Genomic DNA, 23,064 nt, shown 5'->3' with positions numbered 1-23,064 from the left:
ATATTGCGGTGAATTTAGGAAAAAGCCGTGGCGGTTTCACGGCTTTATTCCTGCTATTTGACCGGAAGTGTGGCGAAGCCGCGCTGATGCAGGGCCTTGTCACGGTCACGAATGCGCCCGGCGGCCTGGATGGGCCAAAGGGAATAATCCTTGTCGTCAGGTTGCAGCGCCAACTGGGCGTGCACCGCCCAGTTGGGATTTTCGAGAGCGCCACGCGCCAAGGCAACCAGATCAGCTTCTCCCGCAGCAATAACCGCTTCGGCATCCTGCGGATCGCGGATCAGGCCAACGGCGGTCGTGGCGATATTGGCGCCCTCGCGAACAGCTTTGGCAAAGGCCACCTGATAGTGTGGCTCCGGCTTGATTTTGCCTTCGGCAAAGCCGCCACTCGAGCAATCAATCATGTCAACGCCACGCGCTTTGAGTTCCCTGGCTAAGGCAATACTGTCCGCAACCTGCCAGCCGCCCGCAGCGTCGGCGTTATCGCTTACCGATATGCGAACGAACAAAGGCTTTTGGGCGGGCCAGACGGCGCGCACTGCCTCCACCACTTCAAGCGGCAGGCGCATCCGATTTTCGCGGCTGCCACCATAGTTGTCGGTGCGTTTGTTGGCGAGCGGGGAGAGAAACTGGTTTAGCAAATAGCCGTGGGCGGCATGAACTTCGACGAGGTCAAAGCCAGCCTCGTCAGCGCGTTTGGCGGCATCGGCAAAACTTGTGACGATATTTTTGATCCCTGCTTCGTCGAGAGCGCTGGGGAGCGTGTAGTTGGCGTTGTCCGCGTGGATAAGGGCACTGGGCGCAACCGGGGTCCAGCTCTCAAAACCATGGTGAGATTTTTCGACCTCGGTTTCATCAAAGCCGTGCCGCCACGCAATCGGGGTCGATGCCTTGCGACCGGCATGCGCCAACTGGATTCCCGCGGCTGTGTGCTGGGTGTGCAGGAAATCGACAATGCGCTTGAGCGGCGCGATATGATCATCTTTCCAGATACCGAGATCACCGTACGAAATACGCCCTTCAGGCGAGACACCACTGGCTTCGGCGATCACCAGACCGAAACCGCCCATGCCAAATCGCGCGAGATTGGCAAAATGCCAGTCATTAGCGAAACCATCGACCGCCGAATATTGGCACATGGGCGCGACGACGGTGCGATTGCGCAGGGTAAGATCGCGCAAGGCGAGGGGGAGAATAACTTGGACATGATTGGTCTCTGGTTGGCTTGAAACATTCACCGACAATCTGGGGAACTTCTACTTCATCGGCAAGTACCGATATAAGGAAAATTTTCTGTGTTGCGGCCAAATATACGCATGAGCGCACGGTTAATCGCGTTGACTCGGCATAATTGGGTAAAAGTTTCCGCAACTCAAGTTCACTCTTGCCCAGAACCGTACGGTACGGTACGCCTATGCCGACAACGAGGAGATTGCCTGTGGTGGTTGCCATCAAGATCAACGAGGACAGCTTTACGCCCCGGCAACAAGTCGTGTTGACGGCTGCGCTTGATCTGTTGGTGGAAAATGGCGACGGCCTGACCATGACCGGGGTGGCGCGTCGGGCTTCGTGCTCCAAGGAAACGCTCTACAAATGGTTCGGCGACCGTGACGGGCTGTTAACGGCGACGGTACAGTGGCAGGCTGCCAAGGTGCGGATGCCGCAGGTTAACCGGACCGGGCTCAATGTCAGTTCGCTACGGGCCAGCGTGGAGCAGTTTGCCCGCGATCTGTTGGCGGTTCTGACCGGTGAAATATCCGTAACGCTGAACAGGACGGCTGTTACGCACGCCGCCCAGGAAAAAGACAGTCTTGGCACCATCGTTCTGGAAAACGGGCCGCTCGCCATTCGGCGTCGCCTGAAGCCGATCCTGGAGGCGGGCCGCGACGCCCGCTTGCTGCGGTTCGAGAACAGCGAGGAAGCGTTTCGAACCTTTTTCGGCCTCGTGGTGCGGGATGTGCAAATTCGCTTGCTGCTCGGCGACAAGACGCTGAAGCAAACCGATATCGAGGCCGACGCCAAACAGGCGACCGACCATTTTTTTGCCCTATACGGGTACTCAGCAACGCAATAACAGGGAAAATTCCAATGCGCGTTTATTATGATCGTGACGCTGATCTGAACATCATCAAGTCGAAAAAAGTGGCCATCGTCGGCTATGGTTCGCAGGGTCATGCCCATGTGCTGAACCTGCGTGACTCGGGTGTTACCGATGTTGTGGTGGCGCTGCGTCCCGGTTCACCATCGGCCAAGAAGGCCGAAGGCGAGGGGCTCAAGGTGATGAGCGTTGCCGATGCTGCGAAGTGGGCGGACGTCATCATGATGCTGACCCCCGACGAATTGCAGGCCGACATCTACAAGGACCATATCGAGCCCAATATTCGTGACGGTGCCGCGCTTGCCTTCGCGCATGGCCTGAATGTGCATTTCAACCTGATCGAGCCCAAGGCGTCGGTTGACGTGATCATGATCGCGCCAAAAGGTCCGGGCCACACCGTGCGTGGTGAGTATCAAAAGGGCGGTGGCGTGCCGTGCCTGATCGCTGTGCATCAGGACCCGTCGGGTAATGCCCATGATATCGCCTTGGCCTATGCATCGGGCGTCGGCGGCGGTCGGTCCGGGGTTATTGAAACCAATTTCCGCGAAGAATGTGAAACCGATCTGTTCGGCGAGCAGGCCGTATTGTGCGGCGGACTGGTCGAATTGATCCGCGCCGGTTTTGAAACGCTGGTTGAAGCCGGTTATGCGCCGGAAATGGCCTATTTCGAGTGCCTGCACGAAGTGAAACTGATTGTTGACCTGATCTATCAGGGGGGCATTGCCAACATGAATTACTCGATCTCCAACACCGCTGAATGGGGTGAGTATGTCACCGGTCCCCGCATCATCAATTCCGACACAAAGGCGGAAATGAAGCGCGTGTTGCAGGATATCCAATCTGGCAAGTTCACCTCCGAGTGGATGCAGGAAATCAAGTCGGGCGGTGCCCGGTTCAAGGCAACCCGACGCCTGGCGGATGAGCACGGCATTGAAGAGGTTGGCACCAAGCTGCGTGACATGATGCCCTGGATCAAGGCCGGTGCATTGGTGGATAAGGAAAAGAACTAGACTTTTCTCGCATTAATTCGATTGGAAGGGGCCTCGGCCCCTTTCTTTTTGTCTGTCGCCGATATCACAATGGCCAATACAGGGATGGGCTTGATGAGCAGGGCAGATGACATCGCCAAAATAGTGGCGCAGGAACACGCGCTGGTGTTTTCCGACTTTGACGAGCATGTAGCGTTCGAGCTTGGCTCGATATTGTATCGCCGCGCCGTGGCGGAAGAATTGCGCTTCGTCATGGATGTGCGCACCTGGGACCGGCAATTGTTCTTCGCGGCAATGCCGGGCACCAGCGTCGACAATTCGGAATGGGTTCGGCGCAAGTTCAATTCAGTGCGGCGTTACCACAAGGCCAGCTATCGACTGTTTCTTGAGCGCGATGAGGTCGGGCTTCTGCCACCAATTTCGGGCGCGGATTCAGCCGATTTCGTTGCGGCCGGAGGCGGTTTTCCAATCCGGGTAACGGGCGCAGGCATTATTGGCTCGGTGACAATTTCAGGCCTGCCAAGCCGCGAGGACCACAATGTGGTGGTTGCTGCATTGTGCCAATATCTGGACAAGGACGTTGCCGTGCATTGTCTGGCACCGGAATAAGCCAAATGAGGGAGACCGCGATGGCACTGGACTATTTGTTGCTCGATGTTTTTACGCGGGAGCGGTTGCAGGGCAATCCATTGGCGGTGGTGCTGAATGCCGACGGCATGCGCGATGCGCATATGCAGGCAATTGCCAAAGAATTCAACCTGAGTGAAACAGTGTTCCTGACAAAGCCCGCCGCGGAACGCAACAGCGCCGCGGTTCGGATTTTTACACCCAACCAGGAATTGCCGTTTGCCGGCCACCCCACAATTGGGGCTGCCATTGTGCTGGGTTTGGCCAACAAAGCCAACGCCGTGCGGATCGAGGAAAAAATAGGACTGATCACGGCCTTGTTCGAACGCGTCGACAAAAATAGCGGCGAGGCGCGGTTCACGCTGCCGCAGCTGCCACAGCAGGTTGCGCCTTCGGCGGATCGCTTTGCCATCGCCCTGGCGCTGGGGATCGATCCGGACGAGGTTGGATGCGGACCATACAAACCGGCGGTCTATTCGGCGGGCAATGTGTTCCATCTCGTGCCGGTACGTGACGCGGGCGTTCTGGCGCGGATCGAGCGCAATTATGGGGTATGGAGCCATGCGTTTCCGCATGGCCGCCAGGCGGTTTATGTTTTCACCCAGACGCCAGAGGAAGCCGATACCGATCTTGGCGCGCGCATGTTCGCACCCGGCATGGGCATGTCCGAGGATCCCGGCACGGGTTCGGCGGCGGCGGCGCTAATCGGTCTATTGGCCGACCATGAAACTGTGGCCGACGGGCAGGTCAATCTGAGGCTGCGCCAGGGGCTGGAAATGGGACGGTTGTGCCGGATAGAAATCCAGTTGCGCAAGAAGAATGATGTTCTTGACCATGGCGCCATTGGTGGGCATGCCATCATCGTTGGTGAGGGCCGGTTGATGCTGGATTGATAAAATCTGGTCGCCATATGGGCGTTCGACTATATCAATGGACGGATTCAAGCAGCTTTGACTTGCGCTTGGTCGAAAAGCCGCGCATTATTAGCGGGTAACTGGAATTTCGTCATGCAGCGCAAACGCGCCATCGCCATTGCCGTTGAACAGCGCCGGGTCGCCCAGACCCGTTGGATCGCTGCGGCAATGTTGGTGCTCCCAGCTCTATTTCTACTTCTTATCAGCCCCTGGTAACCGACGGCTCGGCACGCGAGCGGGTGGTCAGGGGATAGCGTTACAAGCCGACACAGCAATGTCCGGCCTGCAGAGCTTGTGTCTCGCGGCCGTTTGATAGGAAAAATGCCATGACCGCCGCCAATACAAATAAAGACCGCGTTTTCATTTTTGACACCACATTGCGTGATGGCGAGCAATCGCCGGGTGCGACAATGACGCTGGAAGAAAAACTGCAGGTTGCTGAAACACTTGATGATATGGGCGTCGATATTATCGAGGCCGGATTTCCAATTGCCTCAAACGGCGATTTCGAAGCCGTGGTCGCTGTCGCCAAGCAGGTAAAGAAAGCGACTGTGGCGGGTCTCGCGCGCGCGATATCGGCTGATATTGACCGGGCAGGCGAGGCGGTGCGGCACGCCCGGAAAGGGCGTATTCATACCTTCGTTTCAACCTCTCCCATTCATCTGGCCCACCAAATGAAAAAAACCGAGGATGAGGTCATTGAAATCATCGCCCGGACAGTGGCGCAGGCGCGCAATCTGATCGACGATGTCGAGTGGTCCGCCATGGACGCCACGCGCACGCCCATCGAGTTTTTGATGCGGTGCGTGGAGACAGCAATCAAGGCGGGGGCGACAACGATCAATCTCCCCGACACCGTGGGCTATGCCATCCCCGAAGAACATTTCGCCATGTTCAAGACAATAATCGGCAAGGTGCCGGACGCCGACAAGGCGATTTTCTCAGTGCATTGCCACAATGATCTGGGGTTGGCGGTAGCCAACTCGTTGGCCGGGGTGGCGGGCGGGGCCCGCCAGATCGAGTGCACGATCAATGGTTTGGGTGAGCGGGCGGGCAATGCGGCGCTCGAAGAAGTTGTGATGGCGCTGCGTACGCGGGCGGATGCGATCCCTTATCACACCCATATCGAAACGACGCACCTTGCGCGCGCCAGTCGCACAGTGTCGGCAGCGGCGAATTTTCCGGTGCAGTACAACAAGGCAATTGTCGGCAAGAACGCCTTTGCGCACGAAAGCGGCATCCATCAGGACGGCATGCTCAAGAATGCCGAGACCTATGAGATCATGACGCCGGAAAGCGTAGGCATCAAGGCTACGACCCTGGTCATGGGCAAGCATTCGGGGCGGGCCGCCTTCAAGGACAAGCTCAAGGAATTGGGCTACGAGCTGGGCGACAATGCCTTTCAGGAGGCGTTTGTGCGCTTCAAGGATCTGGCCGACCGCAAGAAGCACGTCTATGACGCCGACATCGTCGCCCTGGTCGATGATGAAGTGGGATCGGTTGGTGACCGCATTCGTCTGATTGCGATGGAAGTGGTGTCGAAGACCGGTGGCGTGCATCGGTGCGACATGACGCTTTCAATCGATGGCGAAGAAAAGTCGGTAACCTATGAGGGGACCGGCTCGGTGGATGCGATTTTCAACGCCATCAAGGAGGCTGTCGGGCAGTCGCCGCATCTGGTGCTTTATGCTGTCGACGGGGTCACCGGTGGTACCGACGCGCAGGCCGGGGCGCATGTCCGCCTGGAACTCAATGGTCGGATTGCCTCGGGTAACGCCGCTGAGCCCGATACATTGGTGGCGTCGGCGCGTGCTTATCTCAATGCCTACAATCGCTTGCTGATCGAGCGCGGCGCGGCGGCGCAAGGCGCCATGGCCGGTTGATTTCTGGCGCTCTGCTCGCGTGATGTCGCCTGATGCGTGCGGGCGGAGATCTGGTTGGTGCACATCGCAGGTGCGCGGCGGCAGGAAAATGGTAGGTGGGTGCTAGACACGGCAGAAACCCTTTGCTAGAGAGCAGCCACTTTGGAAGGCTCCGGCAGGGGCGAGTAGCTCAGCTGGTAGAGCAGACGACTCTTAATCGTCCGGTCCACGGTTCGAATCCGTGCTCGCCCACCAAAGTTTTCCCCCAAGTAGCCGATTGTGTTCATAAAATCCGGTCTTATGGACATTTTTTTGGGTACTTCAAGAAATCCCTCTTGAAGATCGGACCTGTCGTCCACAAATGCATTAATCAGCAGTGATATTGTCTGCCTGAGCCTGCCGTCATGGTGTTTGGGGCGATATATCGCCTTGAGCCAGCGTGCTGGCAATTCAGGAGACACAGAATGCCGTTCGGCCTTGAGTGGAGCTTTATTACTGCATTCTTTCAAGTGATCATGATCGATCTGGTGCTGGCCGGGGACAATGCGGTGGTCATCGGGTTGGCCGCTGCTGGCCTTCCCAAGGACATGCGCGCCAGGGCGATCCTGATCGGCATTGCCGCCGCCACGATCATGCGCATCGGTTTTGCGCTGATCGCCACGCAGCTGTTGGCGATCACCGGTCTATTGTTGGCAGGCGGGCTGTTGCTGCTCTGGGTCTGTTGGAAGATGTATCAGGAGCTTCAGGTTGATCATGCCGGTGAGCAGGCGGCGCTCGAGGCAATGGCGGAGCAGGATCCGAATGCCGATGGCACCATTGCAGGTGGTGCCGGCCGGAAAACCCTGCGTCAAGCGGTGACACAGATCATTATTGCCGACGTGTCGATGTCACTCGACAATGTCCTGGCGGTGGCCGGGGCGGCGCAGAAGCATCCAGAGGTGCTCGTGTTTGGTTTGCTGCTGTCGGTGGCTCTGATGGGTGCGGCATCAGCCTTCATCGCCGGGCTCCTGAACAGGTTCCGCTGGATTGCGTGGTTGGGTCTGGCGATCATCCTCTATGTGGCGCTAAAGATGATGTATGAGGGCGCAGATCAGCTGTTGGGATATACCCTTCCGCACATCCCCTTGGTCTATGGGGGACCCCACGTAGCCGCATAGGCTTTGGTAACCAAGCGCCCAATTTTGTTGAAATTTGCGTGACGAAATAGGGATTTGCTCATTTTGGGGCAGTAGTGTTCAGCGGCAACAAGGCAAGCTGGAACTAACAATGTCTATCACCGCTGACCTCATGAATGGCGACACGACCGTAGCACCTGGCATAACACAGGCGCAAACCGGCGTGCGGCTTGATGTTTCGACGGTCTCCGGACAGGAATGGGACCGCACTATTGCCGAGTTCGACGAGGTCTGCCAGGAGCAACTTCACGCGTTTGCGGTTACCCGGTGGCCCGATGTTGTCCAGGAACCGGTGGTGTTTCGGCTTGATGGCGAGGTCGTTGGGGGCAGTTTGACCATGATCCAGCGCTTGCCGCTGGGGATTGGGCGTATTGCGGTTTCGAAATGGGGGCCGATGCTCAAGCGGGCCGATGATCCGCGAGCAGACGAGATCTATCGCGCCATGATTGGCGCATTGACGCGCGATTATGCGCATGAGCGCGGCATGATGCTGTCGATCCTGCCCCGTGCATCGCTGACGCCGGTAAATGCCAATTATGAGTATCTGATCAGCCAGGGGTTCAAACGCGGGTCGTCGCTGCTGTTTCCGGATCGCTATATTGTCAATCTGCGGCAGGATGATGCGGCATTGCGCAAGAGTTTTGCGCAGAAGTGGCGTTATCATCTCAACAAATCGCAAAAAGCCGGGCTGAGTTTCGAGCATGGCGATGCCGGGCGCTTTGGCGACTTTCATACGCTTTATCAGGCCATGAGCGACAGGAAGCAGTTTCCGGACCATTCCGCCTATGAAACGGTTGAGTCTTTGATGAGCCTGGATGCGGCGCTGCGACCCGAACTGTTCTTTGTTCGGCATGATGGCGAAGTGATCGCGGGGGCGCTGATATTCAAGAGTGGCGACCGGGCTGTTTACCTTTATGGCGCGACCAATGATCGGGCGTTGCCATTGCGCGCCGGCTATTTTTTGCAATGGGAGATCACACGCTGGCTGCGTGATAATACGCCGGCGAATTGGTATGATCTGGGTGGTACCGATGGTTTCCAAGGTCTTCACCAGTTCAAGAAGGGCATGGTCGGAGACGCTGGCGTCATCGAACCGGTACCACCGGTTGCGAATTTTGCCGCCAACAGGTGGAGCTATCTGCTCGGGACGGGCGCGTTTGCTGCCCGCGACGCCGTGCATAGTGCCCGCCGCAAGTTTGACGCCATGCGCTCCAGCAAGGCACGACCGACACAGACGCGCGTACCCGATAATGAAGGCAACTGAAATGAGTGTGCATCGACGACTGGCGTCGCAATCCACGGTCATTTTCGCGGTCAGGCTGGTGGGGGCAGGGCTGGTGTTTCTGGTTCAGGCCCTGTTGGCGCGTTATTGGGGCGCTGAGGTCCTGGGTGAGTATTTGCTGATCGTTGCGACGGTCAATCTGGTGGCTGTGGTCATGCCGCTCGGCTTTCATACCGTGGGTACCTATTTTGCAGCCGAGTACCGCGCCAGGGGCGATCGGCGTCGATTGAAGAAGTTTCTGATCAGCGCTTATGGCCATGTGCTCGGCGCGATGGTGGCGTTGCTGGTGTTTGGCCACGTCGTCCTGGATGTTTTCGGCGCGGGCAATACAACGCTGGCTTCGCATTTCGTTCCGGCAAGCCTATTGGCGTTCGGGACGGCAACGATCTTTGTCAATGGCGCCGCCCTTGTGGGGCTGAAACGCCCCTATGCAGGCTTTTTTGCCGACACGATGTTTCGCCCGCTCACCCTGATCGCGGCGTTTCTGATCGGGGCAACCTATGCGACAGCCGACGAGGGCTTTTCGGCCATGTTGTGGGTCGTGGGCATCGGCTATTGCTGTGTGGCGCTGGTCCATTTCGGCTTTGTCATGTTCACGCTGCCACGCGTGGCCGACACGGCGGACACCGGGCCAAGTCACCGCCCTCGCTGGTGGCGATTTGCCATGCCATGGGTGCTGGTGTCTCTGGCGACGGACTTCTTTTTCGACATTGACCTGTTGCTGCTTTCAAGTCATCTCAGCCGCGAGGAACTGGCGGTGTTCGGCGTGTGTACGCGCATTTTCTCGCTGGTCTCGTTCGGCGTGGCTGCCGTCTATGCGGTTACGCTGCCTGACATATTCGAAAGCGAAGCCAATGCTGATCGGTCCGGGTTCAACCGCAAACTGGGCGATGCCAATCTGGTTGCCACCGGGTTGGCGGTATTGTTGTTGATCGGCACCGCGATTGGCGGCCCGCTGGCGCTGATGATATTCGGACCCAGTTTTGTCGCGGGAGCCTTGCCGCTGGTCGTGTTATGCGTGGCGCTGGTTGTGCGTTCTGCAATGGGACCGGCGTCGCTGGTACTTTCCATTCATGATCGACCCTATGCCAGTCTTCCGGCAATCTTTTTGGCATTAGGGTCGCTGTTGTTGGGCAATTATTTGCTGGTGCCACCTTTTGGCCTGATGGGGGCGGCGGTGGCAGCACTTATTTCCATATCGCTATGGTCGGGGGCCCTATGGCTCGTGGCACTCAAGACAGCGCACATCGATGTTTCGATATTGCAATGGTTTCGTCGGGGTGCCGTGGTGGCCAAGCCCGCCGAGTAACCCCAGTTCAGAAACTGAATCGGGGTTAGGCCGCAAAGTGTTGGCGCATGAGACTATTTTTTCGCGAGCCAACGCCTTGCCATGCGTCCCAAACTGCGGCGCGGGCCACCAGACAGGCCATGATCATAGCCCGGCACGGTCTTGGTCAACTTGTGCTCATAGAGCAGGTAGTCTTCACCGAAAATGTGCTGTTCCAGCGTGGCGGTCAGGGTAAAGCCCTGTCGCTCCATAATCGCTCTGGCGGGCGCATTGCCCGCCATTGTGTAGGTTGAAACCTTGTGGAAACGTCCATTGTCCCAGTGCTTGAGAAAATTGCGGACGCTGCGAATAGCAATGGAGCTCTTGCGAAATTCGGGGTAAACGCAGCTCCAATAAAGCCACAGGGTGCCCAGATCAGGCCCACTGATCATGAAGCCGGCGACATCATTGCCGCTAAGCAAAAGCATGACGTGAAACGGGTCGGCGTCGATCAAGGCGGCCAGATGGTTCTTTGACATGCGCGCGGTTTCGAACGCTTTGAATTCGTCGCTATAATAGGGCATGTCGGCGATGATTTCGCCAAGGCGCCGGTGGACCAGATCAATATCGGCGAAGCGGGCGCCGCGATAGGCTGGAGCCTCGGCCTTGTGTCCGACCTCGCTAGCGGTCTGCGGCATCGCTATGTCGTTCATGACTGTCTCCAGCGTCGGTGAATAATCATTTTACCATCATGGCGGCCTTAGCCGAAGCAGTGTCCCGACACGGGGTTAATTCGTGCTGCACAGCGATGTCAGCATCTCCGCGTGGATATGGTGGTTTTCCTTGCCCCGGCCTTCGGGTCTGACTAATCTCGCGCCAAACCGATACTTTGGAGGGGACTAATGAGCGACCAACTAGTTTTCAGGCCCAGCGAGGCAGCCGTCGCAAACACTTATGCGACCAAATCGCAATATGAGGAGATGTATGCGCGCTCAATAAGGGAACCCGAAGCATTCTGGGCTGAGCAGGCCAAGCGGATTGATTGGATCAAGCCCTTCACAAAGGTCAAGAATACAAGCTTTGCCTATCCTGACGTCTCGATAAAATGGTTCGAGGATGGTGTGCTCAATATTGCCGCCAATTGTATCGACCGGCATTTGGCGACGCGTGGCGACCAGGCCGCAATCATCTGGGAAGGCGATGATCCGGGCACCCAGGAGGTAATTACCTATAATCAGCTTCACAAAGAAGTCTGCCGCTTTGCCAATGTGCTCAAGGCCAATGGTGTCAAGAAGGGCGATCGCGTAACCATCTATATGCCCATGATCCCGGCCGCCAGCTATGCGATGCTGGCCTGCGCAAGGATCGGGGCGGTGCATTCGGTGGTGTTTGGCGGCTTTTCGCCAGATGCCTTGGCCGGTCGCATTACCGATTGCCAGTCGCGGGTGGTCATTACCGCTGATGAAGGACGCCGTGGCGGCAAAACCGTGCCGCTCAAAGCCAATGTCGATCAGGCGCTGAAGAATGGCGCTGAGGCCGATACTGTTCTGGTAATCAGAAACACGGGCAATGATATTGCCATGCAGGCGGGACGAGATCTCTGGTTCCACGAGGCAGCCGAGGGTGTCGACAGCGATTGCCCGGCAGAACCAATGAATGCTGAAGATCCGCTGTTCGTGCTGTACACCTCTGGTTCCACCGGCAGGCCCAAGGGCGTTTTGCACACCACGGGCGGCTATCTGGTGTGGGCGGCGCTGACCCACCAATATGCCTTCGACTATCAGGATGGTGAAGTTTACTGGTGCACTGCCGATGTCGGCTGGGTCACTGGGCACACCTATATCGTCTATGGGCCACTGGCCAATGGTGCCACGACGCTCATGTTCGAGGGCATTCCCAGCTATCCGGATGCTGGGCGGTTCTGGGAAGTGATCGACAAGCACAAGGTCAATATTTTCTACACGGCTCCAACTGCTATTCGCGCCCTGATGGGGGCGGGATCTCAATGGGTGGACAAGGCCGATTTGTCGTCGCTGCGACTGATCGGATCGGTGGGCGAGCCGATCAATCCTGAGGCATGGCTTTGGTACAACAAGCATGTGGGCCATGAGCGCTGCACGGTGATCGACACATGGTGGCAGACCGAAACGGGGGGGATATTGATATCGCCCCTGCCGGGTGCGGTTGCCGCCAAGCCCGGTTCGGCAACGCTGCCATTTTTTGGGGTGCAGCCTGTCGTATTGTCGCCCGAAGGGGTGGTGCAGAGCGAAACCAAGGCCGAAGGTGTGTTAGCGATCAAGGATAGTTGGCCGGGGCAGGCACGCACCATCTGGGGTGATCATGACCGCTTTGTTTCGACCTATTTTGAAACCTACAAGGGGCTGTATTTTACCGGTGATGGCTGTCGGCGTGACGAGGATGGCTATTACTGGATTACCGGACGCGTCGATGATGTGCTCAATATATCTGGCCATCGGCTGGGGACCGCGGAAATCGAGAGCGCACTGGTCGGCCACCCAAAGGTTTCCGAGGCGGCGGTCGTGGGATATCCGCACGACATCAAGGGGCAGGGCATTTATTGCTATGTCACGCTGATGGCAGGCGAATCCTACGATGACGAACTCAAGACCGAGTTACGCAACTGGGTGCGCAAGGAAATCGGCCCTATAGCAACGCCGGATCTGATCCAGTGGGCACCGGGCCTGCCCAAGACCCGTTCGGGCAAGATCATGCGTCGGATATTGCGCAAGGTTGCGGAAAACGAGTTTGGCAGCCTTGGGGATACCTCGACATTGGCGGACCCCGCTGTGGTCGAGAATCTGGTAGAAAACCGACAAAATCGGCCTGACTGATACCCAAGCGCGGCGGAGACTTGTTTTCCGCCGCAATTGGCCAGCAGTTTCAGGGCGTTGAAATCAACAGGATATTGCCGTGTTTTTTGCCCTGAAGCCCGCCCTGGCTGCCATTGCCGCCAGCATGTTGATGATTGCCCCTGGTTTTGCCGCCTCGCTTGAAGCGATGGCGGGGCAAATGATTATCGTGGGATTTCAAGGCGACAGCGCCAGCGATAAATCCATCAAGACGCTGACTGCAGAACTGGCTGCCGGTGACATTGGCGGCGTTATGTACCTCAAGACCAATGTTTCGAGCCTCGCGGCGGTCAAGGCCATGAATGCGGCATTTCGCGCCGCCAGTCCTGATTTGCCACCGTTCATCACGCTTGATCAGGAAGGCGGGGCGGTCGAGCGGCTGACCAAGGATGTTGGCTTTACCGAAATTGCCAATGCGCGCACCATCGCGCGGCAAATGTCGCCGGAACAGGCCGAAGCTGTTTATGCCAAGATGGCCAAGGCAATCGCCGGTCTTGGCTTTACCGTCAATTTCGGGCCGGTGGCCGACCTCGATATCAATCCCAACAATCAGATTATTGCCAAGTTCGGACGCGCATTCAGCGCCGATCCGGCGGTTGTGGCCAAATATGATGCAGCCTTTGTCGCGGCGCACGAACAGGCGGGTATACTGACAGCGCTCAAGCACTTTCCGGGGCATGGATCTTCTACCGCCGACAGTCACGAAGGCTTTGTCGACATCACCAAGACCTGGTCAAAGACCGAGTTGGAGCCGTACCGCGCTCTATTTGCCCAGGGTTATTCCGGCATGGTGATGGTTGGCCATCTTTACCACGCCGACTATACAGATGCGGGCGCCAAGACACCGTCATCGCTATCAAGACAATGGATTACCGGCGTGTTGCGCGGCGATCTTGGATTTGATGGCGTGGCGATAAGCGACGATCTGGAAATGGGCGCCATTCGCAAGCATTTCAATCTCAAACAGACCGTCACCGGGGCGGTGCGCGCGGGACTTGATGTGCTGCTGTTTTCCAACACCGCCAATTACCATGCCGGGTTGGGCGATGAGGTCCGCGCGATATTGGTTTCCGAGGCGGAATCGGACCCAAGTTTTGCCGCACTGATTGAGCGAAGTTATAATCGAATCACGGCGCTCAAGGCCCATATCCGGTGAGATGTGAGGCGAATTAGGGCGCTGATTGATCGCCACGACCTGATAATTTGATTCGCTTATTCACGATAAGATATTGGTATTAAATGTCATTGTGACTTAGTCGTGAGCATGTGAACGCGGATTGTTTCCACTTTGGCGTTGCGCGGTTAAAGTGGCCACCCTTTGCGCATGACGAGACTGCGCAGGCATGGATGAAATGAGGCGCCGCGCTCAATGAATGAAACCCGTGAGACCAGACACGTTCGAGCCCTGTTTATCTCGGATGTGCATTTGGGGATGAAGCCCATCCGGGTAGGGCAGTTGATTGACTTTTTGCGGGCCCATGACGCTGACACGATCTATCTGGTTGGCGATATTCTCGATGGTTGGCGATTGGCGAAATCCTGGCACTGGCCCGCTGAGTACAATGTGCTGGGCCAGATCCTGCTCGACAAGGCAAATGCCGGCACGCGGGTTGTCTATCTGCCTGGCAATCACGATGAATTCTTACGCGAATATCTGGGCACCTATTTTGGCGAGATCGAATTTGTTGATCGCACGGTGCATACAACTGCCCAGGGCAAGACCTATCTGGTGATCCATGGCGACCAGTTCGATGTGGTGGTGATGAACGCCAAATGGCTGGCCCATGTCGGCGACTGGGCCTACAATCTGGCGCTCAGGGTCAATATTGCCATCAATTGGGTGCGGCGTCGGCTCGGCCTGCAATATTGGTCGCTATCCTCGTGGGCCAAGCAAAAGGTCAAGAATGCCGTCAGCGTCATCGGGCGTTTCGAGGAGGCGTTGGTTTACGAAGCCAAACAGTCCGGCGTCGACGGGGTGATTTGTGGCCATATTCACTTTGCCGACATGCACGACCGGCTGGGGATTCATTACATCAATACCGGTGACTGGGTGGAAAGCTGCACCGCGATTGCAGAGACTGAAGATGGCAGTTTCGAGTTGATCAAATGGACCGAAATGGCCGCGGGTGAACCGCGCAAATTCCGCCGACGCCGCCAGGACCGTTCGACCGCATCCTGAGGGTTTTGCCCCGCATCCACACTATTTGATCGCAATGGCGCCGGTCGACTTGATCTTGTGACAAATGCGGGCAAGGTTGGCGCCGGGCTTATTTTCGCCCGGAGTTCAATCCATGACCTTGAATATGGTGCAGCGGCTGACGCCGGAACTGCGCGCGTCCATTTTTCATTTCACCGTATTCATGTCGATGGGCGTGGCGTCGGTCTATCTGGCGATCTGGCTGACTGAAAAAGGGCTGAATACCGATCAGATCGGTATCATCAATGCTTTTCCTGTGTTGGTGTTGCTGCTGCTCAACCAGCTGATCGGTCGACTGGCCGATCGCGCCAGCGACTGGCGGACAGTCATTGCGATATTGGCGATATTTGGCGGTATGGTGCCAATCGGCTTGTTTTTCGTCGACGAGTTCTGGGGCATTTTGTTGTTCTGGGGCTTTTGCGCCATGGCCGCCGGCTCGATACCACCGGTGGTTGATGCGGCCACCGTCAGGCTGACCCAGCGCAATGGCAGCGACTTTGGATTCATCCGGGCATGGGGAACCGTTGGGTTCACGCTAGCGACTATTGTGGCCGGATTGGTTATCGCATGGCTGGGGCCGGGGGCGTTCTTGCCACTATTTCTCCTTGCCTCGATGTTGCGTACCCTGGCCGCGCTACAATTGCCACGATTTCGAGCACCGGCGCATCAGTTGACGCTGTCGACGGCGACGCCTGCGACGTCCAACATCAGGACGCTACTGAAACCGTGGTTTTTGTTGCCGCTCATTGGTTTTGCTCTGGTAAATTCCACCCATTCGATCCTGGGTGGCTTTGCAGCGCTGGTTTGGCATCAAAATGGTGTCTCCGATCAGCTGCTTGGGCCACTGATCGCTACGGCCGCAGCGGCGGAAGCGGTGATCATGTTTGTCTGGCGGCGGATCGGCGGCAATATTTCGGCGCGGCACATGATCATGATAGCGGCAGTGGCAACGGTGGTGCGTTGGACCGTTATGGCGTTCAACCCGCCCGTCATCGTGTTATTCGGGGTGCAAATGCTGCATGCCTTCACGTTTGGCATCGGCTATTTTGGCGTTGTGCATTTCATCGCCAATTGGACCAGCGAAGATATAGCAGCCGAGGCGCAGGGCGGAGCGGTTATGCTGCAGCAGGCCGCGTCGGTGTTGGCGCTTGTCAGCTTCGGCTGGCTACTGGGGCAGGCCGGCGTCGCAGCGTTTTTTGCACCGGCGGCACTAGGCGCCGGGGGGGTCGTGCTGTTGCTGATATCCCTCAAGTTGCAGCCTCCAAAGGCTTCGTAAGCAACGTCGCAACGCAGAAATTTACTCCCCACGCAAAACGGCCCCATGGATGTCCATGGGGCCGCATCTATTTCGGCATTACGCGCGGGAGAGAGTTCAGGTCAGGCGACCGCTTGCGTGGGCCAGGGTGGTATAGACCTTGCCACGATCCGAAAGCAGGTAGGTCCGGGTTTCAGCCGCACCGTTTGGACCGGCGACAGCGCGTTTCAGCAATTGCTCGAACTCGCTCATATAGGCCTGTGCGGTGCGGGCGAATTCGGGGTCGCGCTGGATCTTCTTGCGAACCTCGTCATAGGTGCCTTGACCGGACAAGGTATAAATCCGACGCGAGAATACGTTGGATTCACCTGCCTGATAGCGTGCCCAGGCTTCTGACAGGGCAGTGTCGTCAATGGCGCGGGCGATTTCTTCGGTCAGGCCGGAAAGGCTGGCCTGTTGAGCGCCCACCTGCTTGGCAGTAGCGTTGCGCAACACATCACGCAGCCAACCGCCGCCTTCCTGATTTTGCGCGGGCACCTCGGCCGTCACCGTGTCGCTGTCCTGACTGCTGGTCGAAACGCGGGCGGTTTCAACAGGGGTGGGTTCGCGGCGCGTCTGCTCTGGTGCCGGTGCTGGTGTCGCTGGACGTGGTTCCTGGCGGCGAACCTCGGTGCGGGCAGGCGGCTCCTGGTATGGCGGGCGTTCAACAGGCGCGCTCGGCAAAGCAGGGCGCGCTGGTGGACGCCGCTCGTTGTAGTCACTGGTGGCTGGTTGCGCGCGCACGATGGCGTTGAGTTCTGACAAGGCCTCGATCTGCTCGGCGACGACGCGTCGCATGGCCGCCGCGCTGGAGCGTGTCTCCTCGGGCAGTTCGGAAACGCCGCGGGCCAGTTCGGAACGGGTGGCCTCAAGTTCGCTGCCGACTTCACGCGCGGTTTCACGCATGGCACTTGCGGTTTCATTGAAGCGCGCGGTTGCGTCTTCAATGGCCTTTTGCATTTCGGCCAACATTGCCTCCTGCGCGGTGCGCAGTGCATCGTTGGCGCGTCGGCTTTCTGCATCGGCGCTTTCGCGGAAGCCGCCCATGCGTGCGGTGACTTCGCTGCTGGTCTGCTCGAGTGTCTGGCGAAGCGTGCCGGTGTGTTCCGCCACCGCTTTTTTGACCGTGTCGGCGTTTTCGGCAATCGTGCTGGCGAGGGCGCCTTTGCTGGAGTCGAGCGCGTCGGAAACGCCATCGGTGGTGTGCGACAGAACCTCGCTGACCCGCTCGGACGTGATCGTGAGAACCTCATTGACCCGCTCGCCATTGGCAGACAGGGCGGCATTAACCTGCGAGGTGTTTTCAGCGAGTGCGCTGGCCACGACATTGCCGGTCTGGTGCATGGCCGACGACGCGGAGTCGCTGGCACGCAACAGGGCGCTATCGACTTGGGCGCTAGTCGATGTCAGCGCGTTGTTGACCTTCTCGGTGGTGACATAGAGAGCGTCGTTGACCTTGTCGGTGGTGCTGTTGAGCGTATCGTTGATGCGTTCGGCCGTCGTGGTCAGCGAAATATTGACGGTTTCGGTGGTCGTGGTCAGCGCCTCGGTCACCGTGCTTGAGGTGACAGACAGGGTTTCGTCCATGCTCCGGCGGGCATCGATCATGCGGCGCTCGGTTTCGTTGACCGTGTCGGCGATGGACTGGGCGAACATGCGCATCCGCCCTTCGATGTCGTCTGCACGCGCCGCGAAGCTGGCGGCGAGCGAGTCCATGGCGCCGCGGCGCTCTTCAAGATTTTCAATGGCAAAGCTGCCTGTTGTCGTCAGGGCAGTGGCGGCTTCGCCAATATTGTGGCTTTCGGTATCGAGCTTACCAAGGATGCCGGCGAATTCGGCGACCATGGACTGGATGGTAGTTTGCAGCGCGCCAACGTGCTGGCTGACCATTTGGCCGGCCTCTTCGGTCTGGCCCACGGCGTCGCGCACGGTATTGGAGTAGTTGGCTGTCTGCTGAGCCACGCTTGATTCCAACTGAGACAGGTTGGTAGTCGAGGCCTCGAGCACACGCTGCAACAGGCTGTTGCTGTCGTTGAGCTTGCTAAGCGCGTTGTTGACATCATCGAGAATGCGCGATGTCGAGTGTGCCATGATCTCTTCGGCTTCTTTGGCATTTTCGCCAAGGGCCTCACGCAGAACATTACCATGGCTGAGCAAGGCGATCTGCAACTGGTCGGATTTTTCGCTGACCAACGCAGCGAACGCGCTGGTCTGCTCGTCAACCGCTGAATTGATTTCGGACATGCGCTGGGCAATGCCCTGGGCGGTGTTGACGGCTTTAACCGAAACCAGATCATCGATATTGGTGGCGGCCAGCTGGATCTGCTCGAGGGCGCCGCGAACGGCGAGGTCCATACGATTGGCCGTATCGGTAACATCGGCCGTGATCGTATTGGTGGCAGTGACCAGGCGGGTGGCGATGGTTTCTTCAATGCGATCAGCGCCAGACTCCAGATCCGCCATCGACTGTGTGATGGCCGTATTGATGGTGGCGTTAAGTGCCGTCAGGCGATCAGCGGTGATGTCAGCGCGCGCGGTGATGGCCTCGGGCAGGGTGCCCAAACGCTGATCAACCATGTCGGTGATGGCCTGGCGGGCCGAATTGACACCATTCTCAATAAGATCGGCAGCCTGGCGGTTGCTTTCGCTGACCGTGGCCGTCGCGGCTGCAATCCGGCTGGTCAGGCCGGTTTCGGCATCCACAATGCGAACAATCGCGTCATCAATGCCAGTGCCCAAGGTGTCGTTGAACTCGGTAACTCTGGACCCAATGAGGTGCGACATCGAATCGACACGCTCGGCCATAGTGTCGGTGACACCGCGAAGCGAGGTTTCGATCTTGTCGCGCGCTGTATCGCCCTGATGTTCGATGGTCGTTGCCAGTTCTGCTGTCCGCTGGCCGATGGCCTCGGACAGTTCGCCGGTGCGTTCACCCAGCATTTCAGACATTTGCTGGGTACGGGTGTTGAGCGCTTCGGACAATTGGGTCGTCCGCGTGCCAACAATGCCGGCCAATTGCTGGGTGCGGGTGTCGAGCGCCTCAGACAATTCAGTGCCGCTGGTGGAGATGGCACCCGATAGCTGGGCAGTCCGGTCGGCAATATTTTGAGAGAACAGTTCCGACTGTGAATTCAGCGCGCCGGTCAGGCTCTGTGCACGGTCATCGATCTGGATGGCCAGATTTTGCGCCCGGTCATCAATCTGGGTTGCCATGCGTTCGGTGCGTTCATCGACCTTATGAATGAAATTTTCAGTGTGGCCGTCGATCTGACTGGACAGGTTCCGGGCCCGGTCATCGATCTGGTTGGTCAAATGCTCGACCCGGTCATCGATCTGGGTGGACAGGCTCTGAGTGCGCTGATCAAGCTGCGTGGTCAGGTGTTGAGTGCGATCGTCGAGTTGGGTGGTGAGTGTATCAGTGCGATCGTCGATCAGCGTGCTTAGCGTCGTGGTGCGTTCGGCAAGCGTGTCGGCCAGACGCTGGGTGCGCCCGGCAATGGCTTGATCAAATGCCTTGGTGCCGCCAACAAGGGTCTCGCCGAGTTCCTGGGAGCGAACGCGGATTGCTTCGTTGAGGTCGCGACTGCGATTTTCGAGCGTTTCCTCGAGTTCGCTGGCATGGGTCTGGAAGGTGGTGCTCAATTCCTTTGAGCGCCCACTCAGCATGCCGTCCAGCTGCTGGGTGCGCCCGTCCAGCGCCTCGGCGATGATTTCGGTGTGTCCGGCAAGGGAATCAACGATTTCGCGCGTGCGGCTGCCAATCGTGCCGGTGATCTGTTCGGCGCGCTCGCCAAGAGCCGCGTCCATTTCGGCGGTGCGCTGTGCAACAGCCTCGCTGAAGCGGCCGGATTGCTCATCGAGCGCCATTTCAAGCACGTTGGCTCGTGCCGCAAAGTTTGAGCCTGTGACGACTCAAAGCCTCAACAAGGCGGTCGCCCTTGTCGCCAAGCACACCATCAAGGCTGTGCAAGCGTGAATCGAGGATATCGGAAATTTCGTTCAAGCGACCATCGAACAGCGAGAGGATTCCGAGCCCGCTGTAACGATGGTGCCATGGGCCCGTTCGGAGGTTTCGTCTAGTGCGCCGCTGATTTCGATCAAGGCAGATTGCAGGCGGCTATCCATGGCGTTGAGCTGGATCGCGACACTTTCATCAAGCTGACGGGTCAATGCCGTCAACATGGTTTCAGCTTCGCGCGAGCGACTTGAAATATCATTGTTGACCTGGGTGCCGATCATATCGAGGGCACCAGCGACTTCGTGGCCGCGTTCACGCAATTGGTCGAGCAGCGCACTGCCACCGTCGGTGAGCAGATTAGACAAGGCGCCGGTGCGCTCCTCGAAGGCGCTGGATAGTGCATCGGTGCGCTGTTCCAAAGCGCTGGCGAGGGCGCCGGAGCGATCCGCCAGCATCCCCGACAGAGAATTGGTGCGCTCCTCGAATATGCCTGTCAGGGCATTGGTGCGATCCTCTAGTGTGCCCGAGATCGTGGCGGCGCGGCTGTCGAGTGCGTCGGTAAGGGTCGCCATGCGGCTGTCTATGGTCGAGGCGATTTCGTTTTGACGAGCCTCAAAGTCGCGTGAGAGCGCGCTGGTATGATCTTCGAAACTGCTCGACAGGCGTGCGGCACTATTGTCCAGCGCACCGAGGAAATCGCCGGTGCGATTGTCAACCAGCGCAATAAAGCTCTCGCTGCGGTCGCCGAATGCCGTTCCCAGGGTATTGCCAGCGGTTTCGAGGGCTTTGGTCAGGTTACCGCCGCTATCTACAATCGATCCGGCAATACGCTGGGAGATCATGTCGAGGTCGAAAACGAGACCGGTATGGCTTTCGGTGATCGCTTCACGGACGCGGTCAGTATTGGTCAGAACGCTTTCGCGCTGGCTGGCCAGTTCCGAGATCAATGAGCGCATGCGCGATTCATTGTCTGAATAGGTGCGCTCCAGCGCGGTTACCTCGTTGTGGATCATCACTTCGAGTTCGCCGGCCCGTGAGAGCGCGCGTTCCAGTCCGTCACCGAGGGCGTTGACTTCACGCCGGACAGCCTGACCGACTGAGGCGACCTTATCGGCTGCCGCCACTTCAGGCTCGGCCAGCCGGATTGCGGCCTGCGTGATCGAAGAGGCGGCATTGCGCAAATCCTGTGCGCGCCGGAATAAAGTGGCAATGCTAAAAAAGCCCAGTACAGGCAGGATCATGATGGCCAGGAGGCCAATAAACTCAAGTGTGCCGACAAAGCTGGCAAGATCTACAGCGCCAAACCGCATATAGGCCGCAATACCGGTAACCGCCAGCCAGGCGACAGACAGCGCCAGGGCGATCCATGTTGGTCGAGCCGATGAGGTTCCATTCAGAGTGTAAAGCGCCCGGGCGGCGGGGAACCTATCGTCATTGGCGACCGATCCGGCTTGCGCTGCAATCTTGTCGGCGGCTCGCGAGCGCTCGGATCGCGAACTATCGCTCTTGGCGGGTTCTGCGTCGGCCGGGGCTGCGGTAAACACCGAGTCCTTGAGGGCATCCTCTACGGCCGAAAATGCCAGTGCTGCGGGATCATTTGCGGATTGGGTCGGGTTCTTAGCCATACTCTATTACAACTCTCGCGTCGGCCTTGTTGCGACTATGCGGCATGCGCGAGTTGTTATGACACGCGCCCAGTTTCCAGGACGTCCGCCAAATGAGTACAATTGGATGCAAAACCCCATTGCCCCATCAACCCACGCCGCCGCGCGCTGGTTAGCCCTCATTAATACATTCAATTTGATCCAAACCGAACAATTTCTTACCCAAAGGTTAATTTTTCAGTGAGGAACTTGAAGAGCCAAGCCGTAAACAAAGGCAAAGGTGTGACTTAATCACCTGTTCATCCCGGCAAATTATGGTTGTCCCAGCAAAAATGCCTCGTGGGAGGCGGATGTGCCCGACAACGAGGTAAGTGACCCGATGAAACGCGGTTCGGCAGCAGTTGAAGTTTCACATCCCGCACCTGGTGGGAGCCGTCAGGGCCCGATTGATCGCGAGCATCTGGCCAAGCAGTGCCTGGGGGATGCAAACCTCGAGCCTTGAAGTGCTGGCGATGTTTGACGAGACCATCCAGGCCTATATGGCCCGGTTGCGCGGCGTGAACGCCGTCTCTGACTATGCGCCAATCCTGCATACGCTCAAAGGGGCGGCGGCAGGCGTAGGTGCTGTTGGTATCGCCACATTGGCCCGTCAGGCAGAGCAAGCGTTGAAGGACGGATTGCCGCCCCAGCAGGAAGCAATCGATGACATCGGCATAGCGGTGGAAGAGGTGCGCGCCTTCATAGCCACGCAAATTGTCGACCTCGACGACTAGCCACCGATGCGGCGGCAGTGCGTGTCCGGTCGGCATTTGTTTGACGCCTGCGCGGGCTTGGGCCTATAGAGCGGCCATAGGCACTTACAGTCCACTGATGTAAAGTTGCAAGCGCGCCTTATATAAAGCGGCTGGCAACCGGCAAGGCGTTTCG

19 protein-coding genes and 1 tRNA gene are annotated in these 23,064 nt (G+C 58.0%); 16 read left to right on the top strand and 4 right to left on the bottom strand.

What is annotated here, in order from left to right; translation table 11 throughout:
* Positions 1–53 precede the first annotated feature (53 nt).
* Positions 54–1,181, bottom strand: coding sequence for an NADH:flavin oxidoreductase/NADH oxidase (locus PSQ19_RS07090; protein WP_282220189.1), 1,128 nt, complete (start codon positions 1,179–1,181; stop codon positions 54–56).
* A gap of 233 nt (positions 1,182–1,414) precedes the next feature.
* On the opposite strand from PSQ19_RS07090, the gene PSQ19_RS07085 reads away from it, so the two are divergent.
* The 10 genes from PSQ19_RS07085 (at position 1,415) to PSQ19_RS07040 (ending at position 10,256) form a co-directional block, all read left to right on the top strand.
* Entirely contained in the window at positions 1,415–2,074 is a 660-nt protein-coding gene (locus PSQ19_RS07085) for a TetR/AcrR family transcriptional regulator (protein ID WP_282220188.1), read from the top strand.
* Between the two features lie 14 nt (positions 2,075–2,088).
* Entirely contained in the window at positions 2,089–3,108 is a 1,020-nt protein-coding gene (ilvC, locus tag PSQ19_RS07080) for a ketol-acid reductoisomerase (protein ID WP_282220187.1), read from the top strand.
* A gap of 93 nt (positions 3,109–3,201) precedes the next feature.
* Positions 3,202–3,696: a heme-degrading domain-containing protein gene (locus PSQ19_RS07075; protein ID WP_282220186.1), complete on the top strand. Its 495-nt coding sequence runs from the start codon at positions 3,202–3,204 to the stop codon at positions 3,694–3,696.
* A gap of 20 nt (positions 3,697–3,716) precedes the next feature.
* Positions 3,717–4,607 carry a PhzF family phenazine biosynthesis protein gene (locus PSQ19_RS07070; RefSeq protein ID WP_282220185.1) on the top strand — a complete coding sequence of 297 codons (891 nt, stop codon included), beginning with the start codon at positions 3,717–3,719 and terminating at the stop codon, positions 4,605–4,607.
* 114 nt (positions 4,608–4,721) lie between these two features.
* Positions 4,722–4,844 (top strand): hypothetical protein, encoded by a 123-nt coding sequence (locus PSQ19_RS07065; protein WP_282220184.1) that lies wholly within the window; start codon positions 4,722–4,724, stop codon positions 4,842–4,844.
* A gap of 110 nt (positions 4,845–4,954) precedes the next feature.
* Positions 4,955–6,511: a 2-isopropylmalate synthase gene (locus PSQ19_RS07060; protein ID WP_282220183.1), complete on the top strand. Its 1,557-nt coding sequence runs from the start codon at positions 4,955–4,957 to the stop codon at positions 6,509–6,511.
* 158 nt (positions 6,512–6,669) lie between these two features.
* Positions 6,670–6,745: transfer RNA gene (locus tag PSQ19_RS07055), tRNA-Lys, on the top strand.
* Positions 6,746–6,954: 209 nt separating this feature from the next.
* A complete protein-coding gene (locus PSQ19_RS07050) occupies positions 6,955–7,647 on the top strand; it encodes a TerC family protein (protein ID WP_282220182.1) in 693 nt (230 codons plus the stop codon).
* A gap of 109 nt (positions 7,648–7,756) precedes the next feature.
* Positions 7,757–8,929: a lipid II:glycine glycyltransferase FemX gene (locus tag PSQ19_RS07045; protein WP_282220181.1), complete on the top strand. Its 1,173-nt coding sequence runs from the start codon at positions 7,757–7,759 to the stop codon at positions 8,927–8,929.
* A gap of 1 nt (position 8,930) precedes the next feature.
* Positions 8,931–10,256, top strand: a complete 1,326-nt coding sequence (locus tag PSQ19_RS07040; protein WP_282220180.1) for a lipopolysaccharide biosynthesis protein — start codon at positions 8,931–8,933, stop codon at positions 10,254–10,256.
* 53 nt (positions 10,257–10,309) lie between these two features.
* On the opposite strand, the gene PSQ19_RS07035 is transcribed toward PSQ19_RS07040, so the two are convergent.
* Positions 10,310–10,927 carry a GNAT family N-acetyltransferase gene (locus PSQ19_RS07035; RefSeq protein WP_282220179.1) on the bottom strand — a complete coding sequence of 206 codons (618 nt, stop codon included), beginning with the start codon at positions 10,925–10,927 and terminating at the stop codon, positions 10,310–10,312.
* 189 nt (positions 10,928–11,116) lie between these two features.
* Here PSQ19_RS07035 and acs point away from each other — a divergent pair, with 189 nt between their 5' ends.
* The 4 genes from acs to PSQ19_RS07015 all read left to right on the top strand — a co-directional run bounded on the left by acs (position 11,117) and on the right by PSQ19_RS07015 (position 16,557).
* Positions 11,117–13,066 (top strand): acetate--CoA ligase, encoded by a 1,950-nt coding sequence (acs, locus tag PSQ19_RS07030; protein WP_282220178.1) that lies wholly within the window; start codon positions 11,117–11,119, stop codon positions 13,064–13,066.
* A 79-nt stretch (positions 13,067–13,145) separates the two neighbouring features.
* Entirely contained in the window at positions 13,146–14,240 is a 1,095-nt protein-coding gene (locus PSQ19_RS07025; protein WP_282220177.1) for a glycoside hydrolase family 3 N-terminal domain-containing protein, read from the top strand.
* A gap of 213 nt (positions 14,241–14,453) precedes the next feature.
* Entirely contained in the window at positions 14,454–15,263 is an 810-nt protein-coding gene (locus PSQ19_RS07020) for a UDP-2,3-diacylglucosamine diphosphatase (protein WP_282220176.1), read from the top strand.
* A gap of 112 nt (positions 15,264–15,375) precedes the next feature.
* Complete coding sequence (locus PSQ19_RS07015; RefSeq protein WP_282220175.1) at positions 15,376–16,557, top strand: MFS transporter; 1,182 nt, start codon at positions 15,376–15,378, stop codon at positions 16,555–16,557.
* Positions 16,558–16,653: 96 nt separating this feature from the next.
* Here PSQ19_RS07015 and PSQ19_RS07010 read toward each other — a convergent pair whose 3' ends face one another.
* Positions 16,654–20,442: an apolipoprotein A-IV repeat region-like domain-containing protein gene (locus tag PSQ19_RS07010; RefSeq protein ID WP_282220639.1), complete on the bottom strand. Its 3,789-nt coding sequence runs from the start codon at positions 20,440–20,442 to the stop codon at positions 16,654–16,656.
* Between the two features lie 132 nt (positions 20,443–20,574).
* On the bottom strand, positions 20,575–22,158 hold the full coding sequence (locus PSQ19_RS07005; protein WP_282220174.1) for a coiled-coil domain-containing protein: 1,584 nt from the start codon (positions 22,156–22,158) through the stop codon (positions 20,575–20,577).
* A gap of 331 nt (positions 22,159–22,489) precedes the next feature.
* Between PSQ19_RS07005 and PSQ19_RS07000 the strand changes: the two genes are divergently transcribed.
* Together PSQ19_RS07000 and PSQ19_RS06995 are read left to right on the top strand one after the other, a co-directional pair.
* Positions 22,490–22,639 carry a hypothetical protein gene (locus PSQ19_RS07000; protein ID WP_282220173.1) on the top strand — a complete coding sequence of 50 codons (150 nt, stop codon included), beginning with the start codon at positions 22,490–22,492 and terminating at the stop codon, positions 22,637–22,639.
* Positions 22,620–22,910 carry an Hpt domain-containing protein gene (locus PSQ19_RS06995; protein WP_282220172.1) on the top strand — a complete coding sequence of 97 codons (291 nt, stop codon included), beginning with the start codon at positions 22,620–22,622 and terminating at the stop codon, positions 22,908–22,910. Before PSQ19_RS07000 ends, PSQ19_RS06995 begins: the two co-directional genes overlap by 20 nt.
* The last annotated feature ends 154 nt before the right edge of the window (positions 22,911–23,064 follow it).

The organism is Devosia algicola (assembly GCF_028816455.1).
Lineage (GTDB): Bacteria > Pseudomonadota > Alphaproteobacteria > Rhizobiales > Devosiaceae > Devosia > Devosia algicola.
This window is presented reverse-complemented; position numbering and strand designations above follow the sequence as displayed.

What these genes read in the sequence shown, in the direction of transcription:
- PSQ19_RS07085 (WP_282220188.1), top strand. Translation starts at nt 1,415, where the DNA reads ATGCCGACAACGAGGAGATTGCCTGTGGTGGTTGCCATCAAGATCAAC.
- ilvC (WP_282220187.1), top strand. Translation starts at nt 2,089, where the DNA reads ATGCGCGTTTATTATGATCGTGACGCTGATCTGAACATCATCAAGTCG.
- PSQ19_RS07075 (WP_282220186.1), top strand. Translation starts at nt 3,202, where the DNA reads ATGAGCAGGGCAGATGACATCGCCAAAATAGTGGCGCAGGAACACGCG.
- PSQ19_RS07070 (WP_282220185.1), top strand. Translation starts at nt 3,717, where the DNA reads ATGGCACTGGACTATTTGTTGCTCGATGTTTTTACGCGGGAGCGGTTG.
- PSQ19_RS07065 (WP_282220184.1), top strand. Translation starts at nt 4,722, where the DNA reads ATGCAGCGCAAACGCGCCATCGCCATTGCCGTTGAACAGCGCCGGGTC.
- PSQ19_RS07060 (WP_282220183.1), top strand. Translation starts at nt 4,955, where the DNA reads ATGACCGCCGCCAATACAAATAAAGACCGCGTTTTCATTTTTGACACC.
- PSQ19_RS07050 (WP_282220182.1), top strand. Translation starts at nt 6,955, where the DNA reads ATGCCGTTCGGCCTTGAGTGGAGCTTTATTACTGCATTCTTTCAAGTG.
- PSQ19_RS07045 (WP_282220181.1), top strand. Translation starts at nt 7,757, where the DNA reads ATGTCTATCACCGCTGACCTCATGAATGGCGACACGACCGTAGCACCT.
- PSQ19_RS07040 (WP_282220180.1), top strand. Translation starts at nt 8,931, where the DNA reads ATGAGTGTGCATCGACGACTGGCGTCGCAATCCACGGTCATTTTCGCG.
- PSQ19_RS07035 (WP_282220179.1), bottom strand. Translation starts at nt 10,927, where the DNA reads ATGAACGACATAGCGATGCCGCAGACCGCTAGCGAGGTCGGACACAAG.
- acs (WP_282220178.1), top strand. Translation starts at nt 11,117, where the DNA reads ATGAGCGACCAACTAGTTTTCAGGCCCAGCGAGGCAGCCGTCGCAAAC.
- PSQ19_RS07020 (WP_282220176.1), top strand. Translation starts at nt 14,454, where the DNA reads ATGAATGAAACCCGTGAGACCAGACACGTTCGAGCCCTGTTTATCTCG.
- PSQ19_RS07015 (WP_282220175.1), top strand. Translation starts at nt 15,376, where the DNA reads ATGACCTTGAATATGGTGCAGCGGCTGACGCCGGAACTGCGCGCGTCC.
- PSQ19_RS07010 (WP_282220639.1), bottom strand. Translation starts at nt 20,442, where the DNA reads ATGGCGCTCGATGAGCAATCCGGCCGCTTCAGCGAGGCTGTTGCACAG.
- PSQ19_RS07005 (WP_282220174.1), bottom strand. Translation starts at nt 22,158, where the DNA reads ATGGCTAAGAACCCGACCCAATCCGCAAATGATCCCGCAGCACTGGCA.
- PSQ19_RS06995 (WP_282220172.1), top strand. Translation starts at nt 22,620, where the DNA reads ATGCAAACCTCGAGCCTTGAAGTGCTGGCGATGTTTGACGAGACCATC.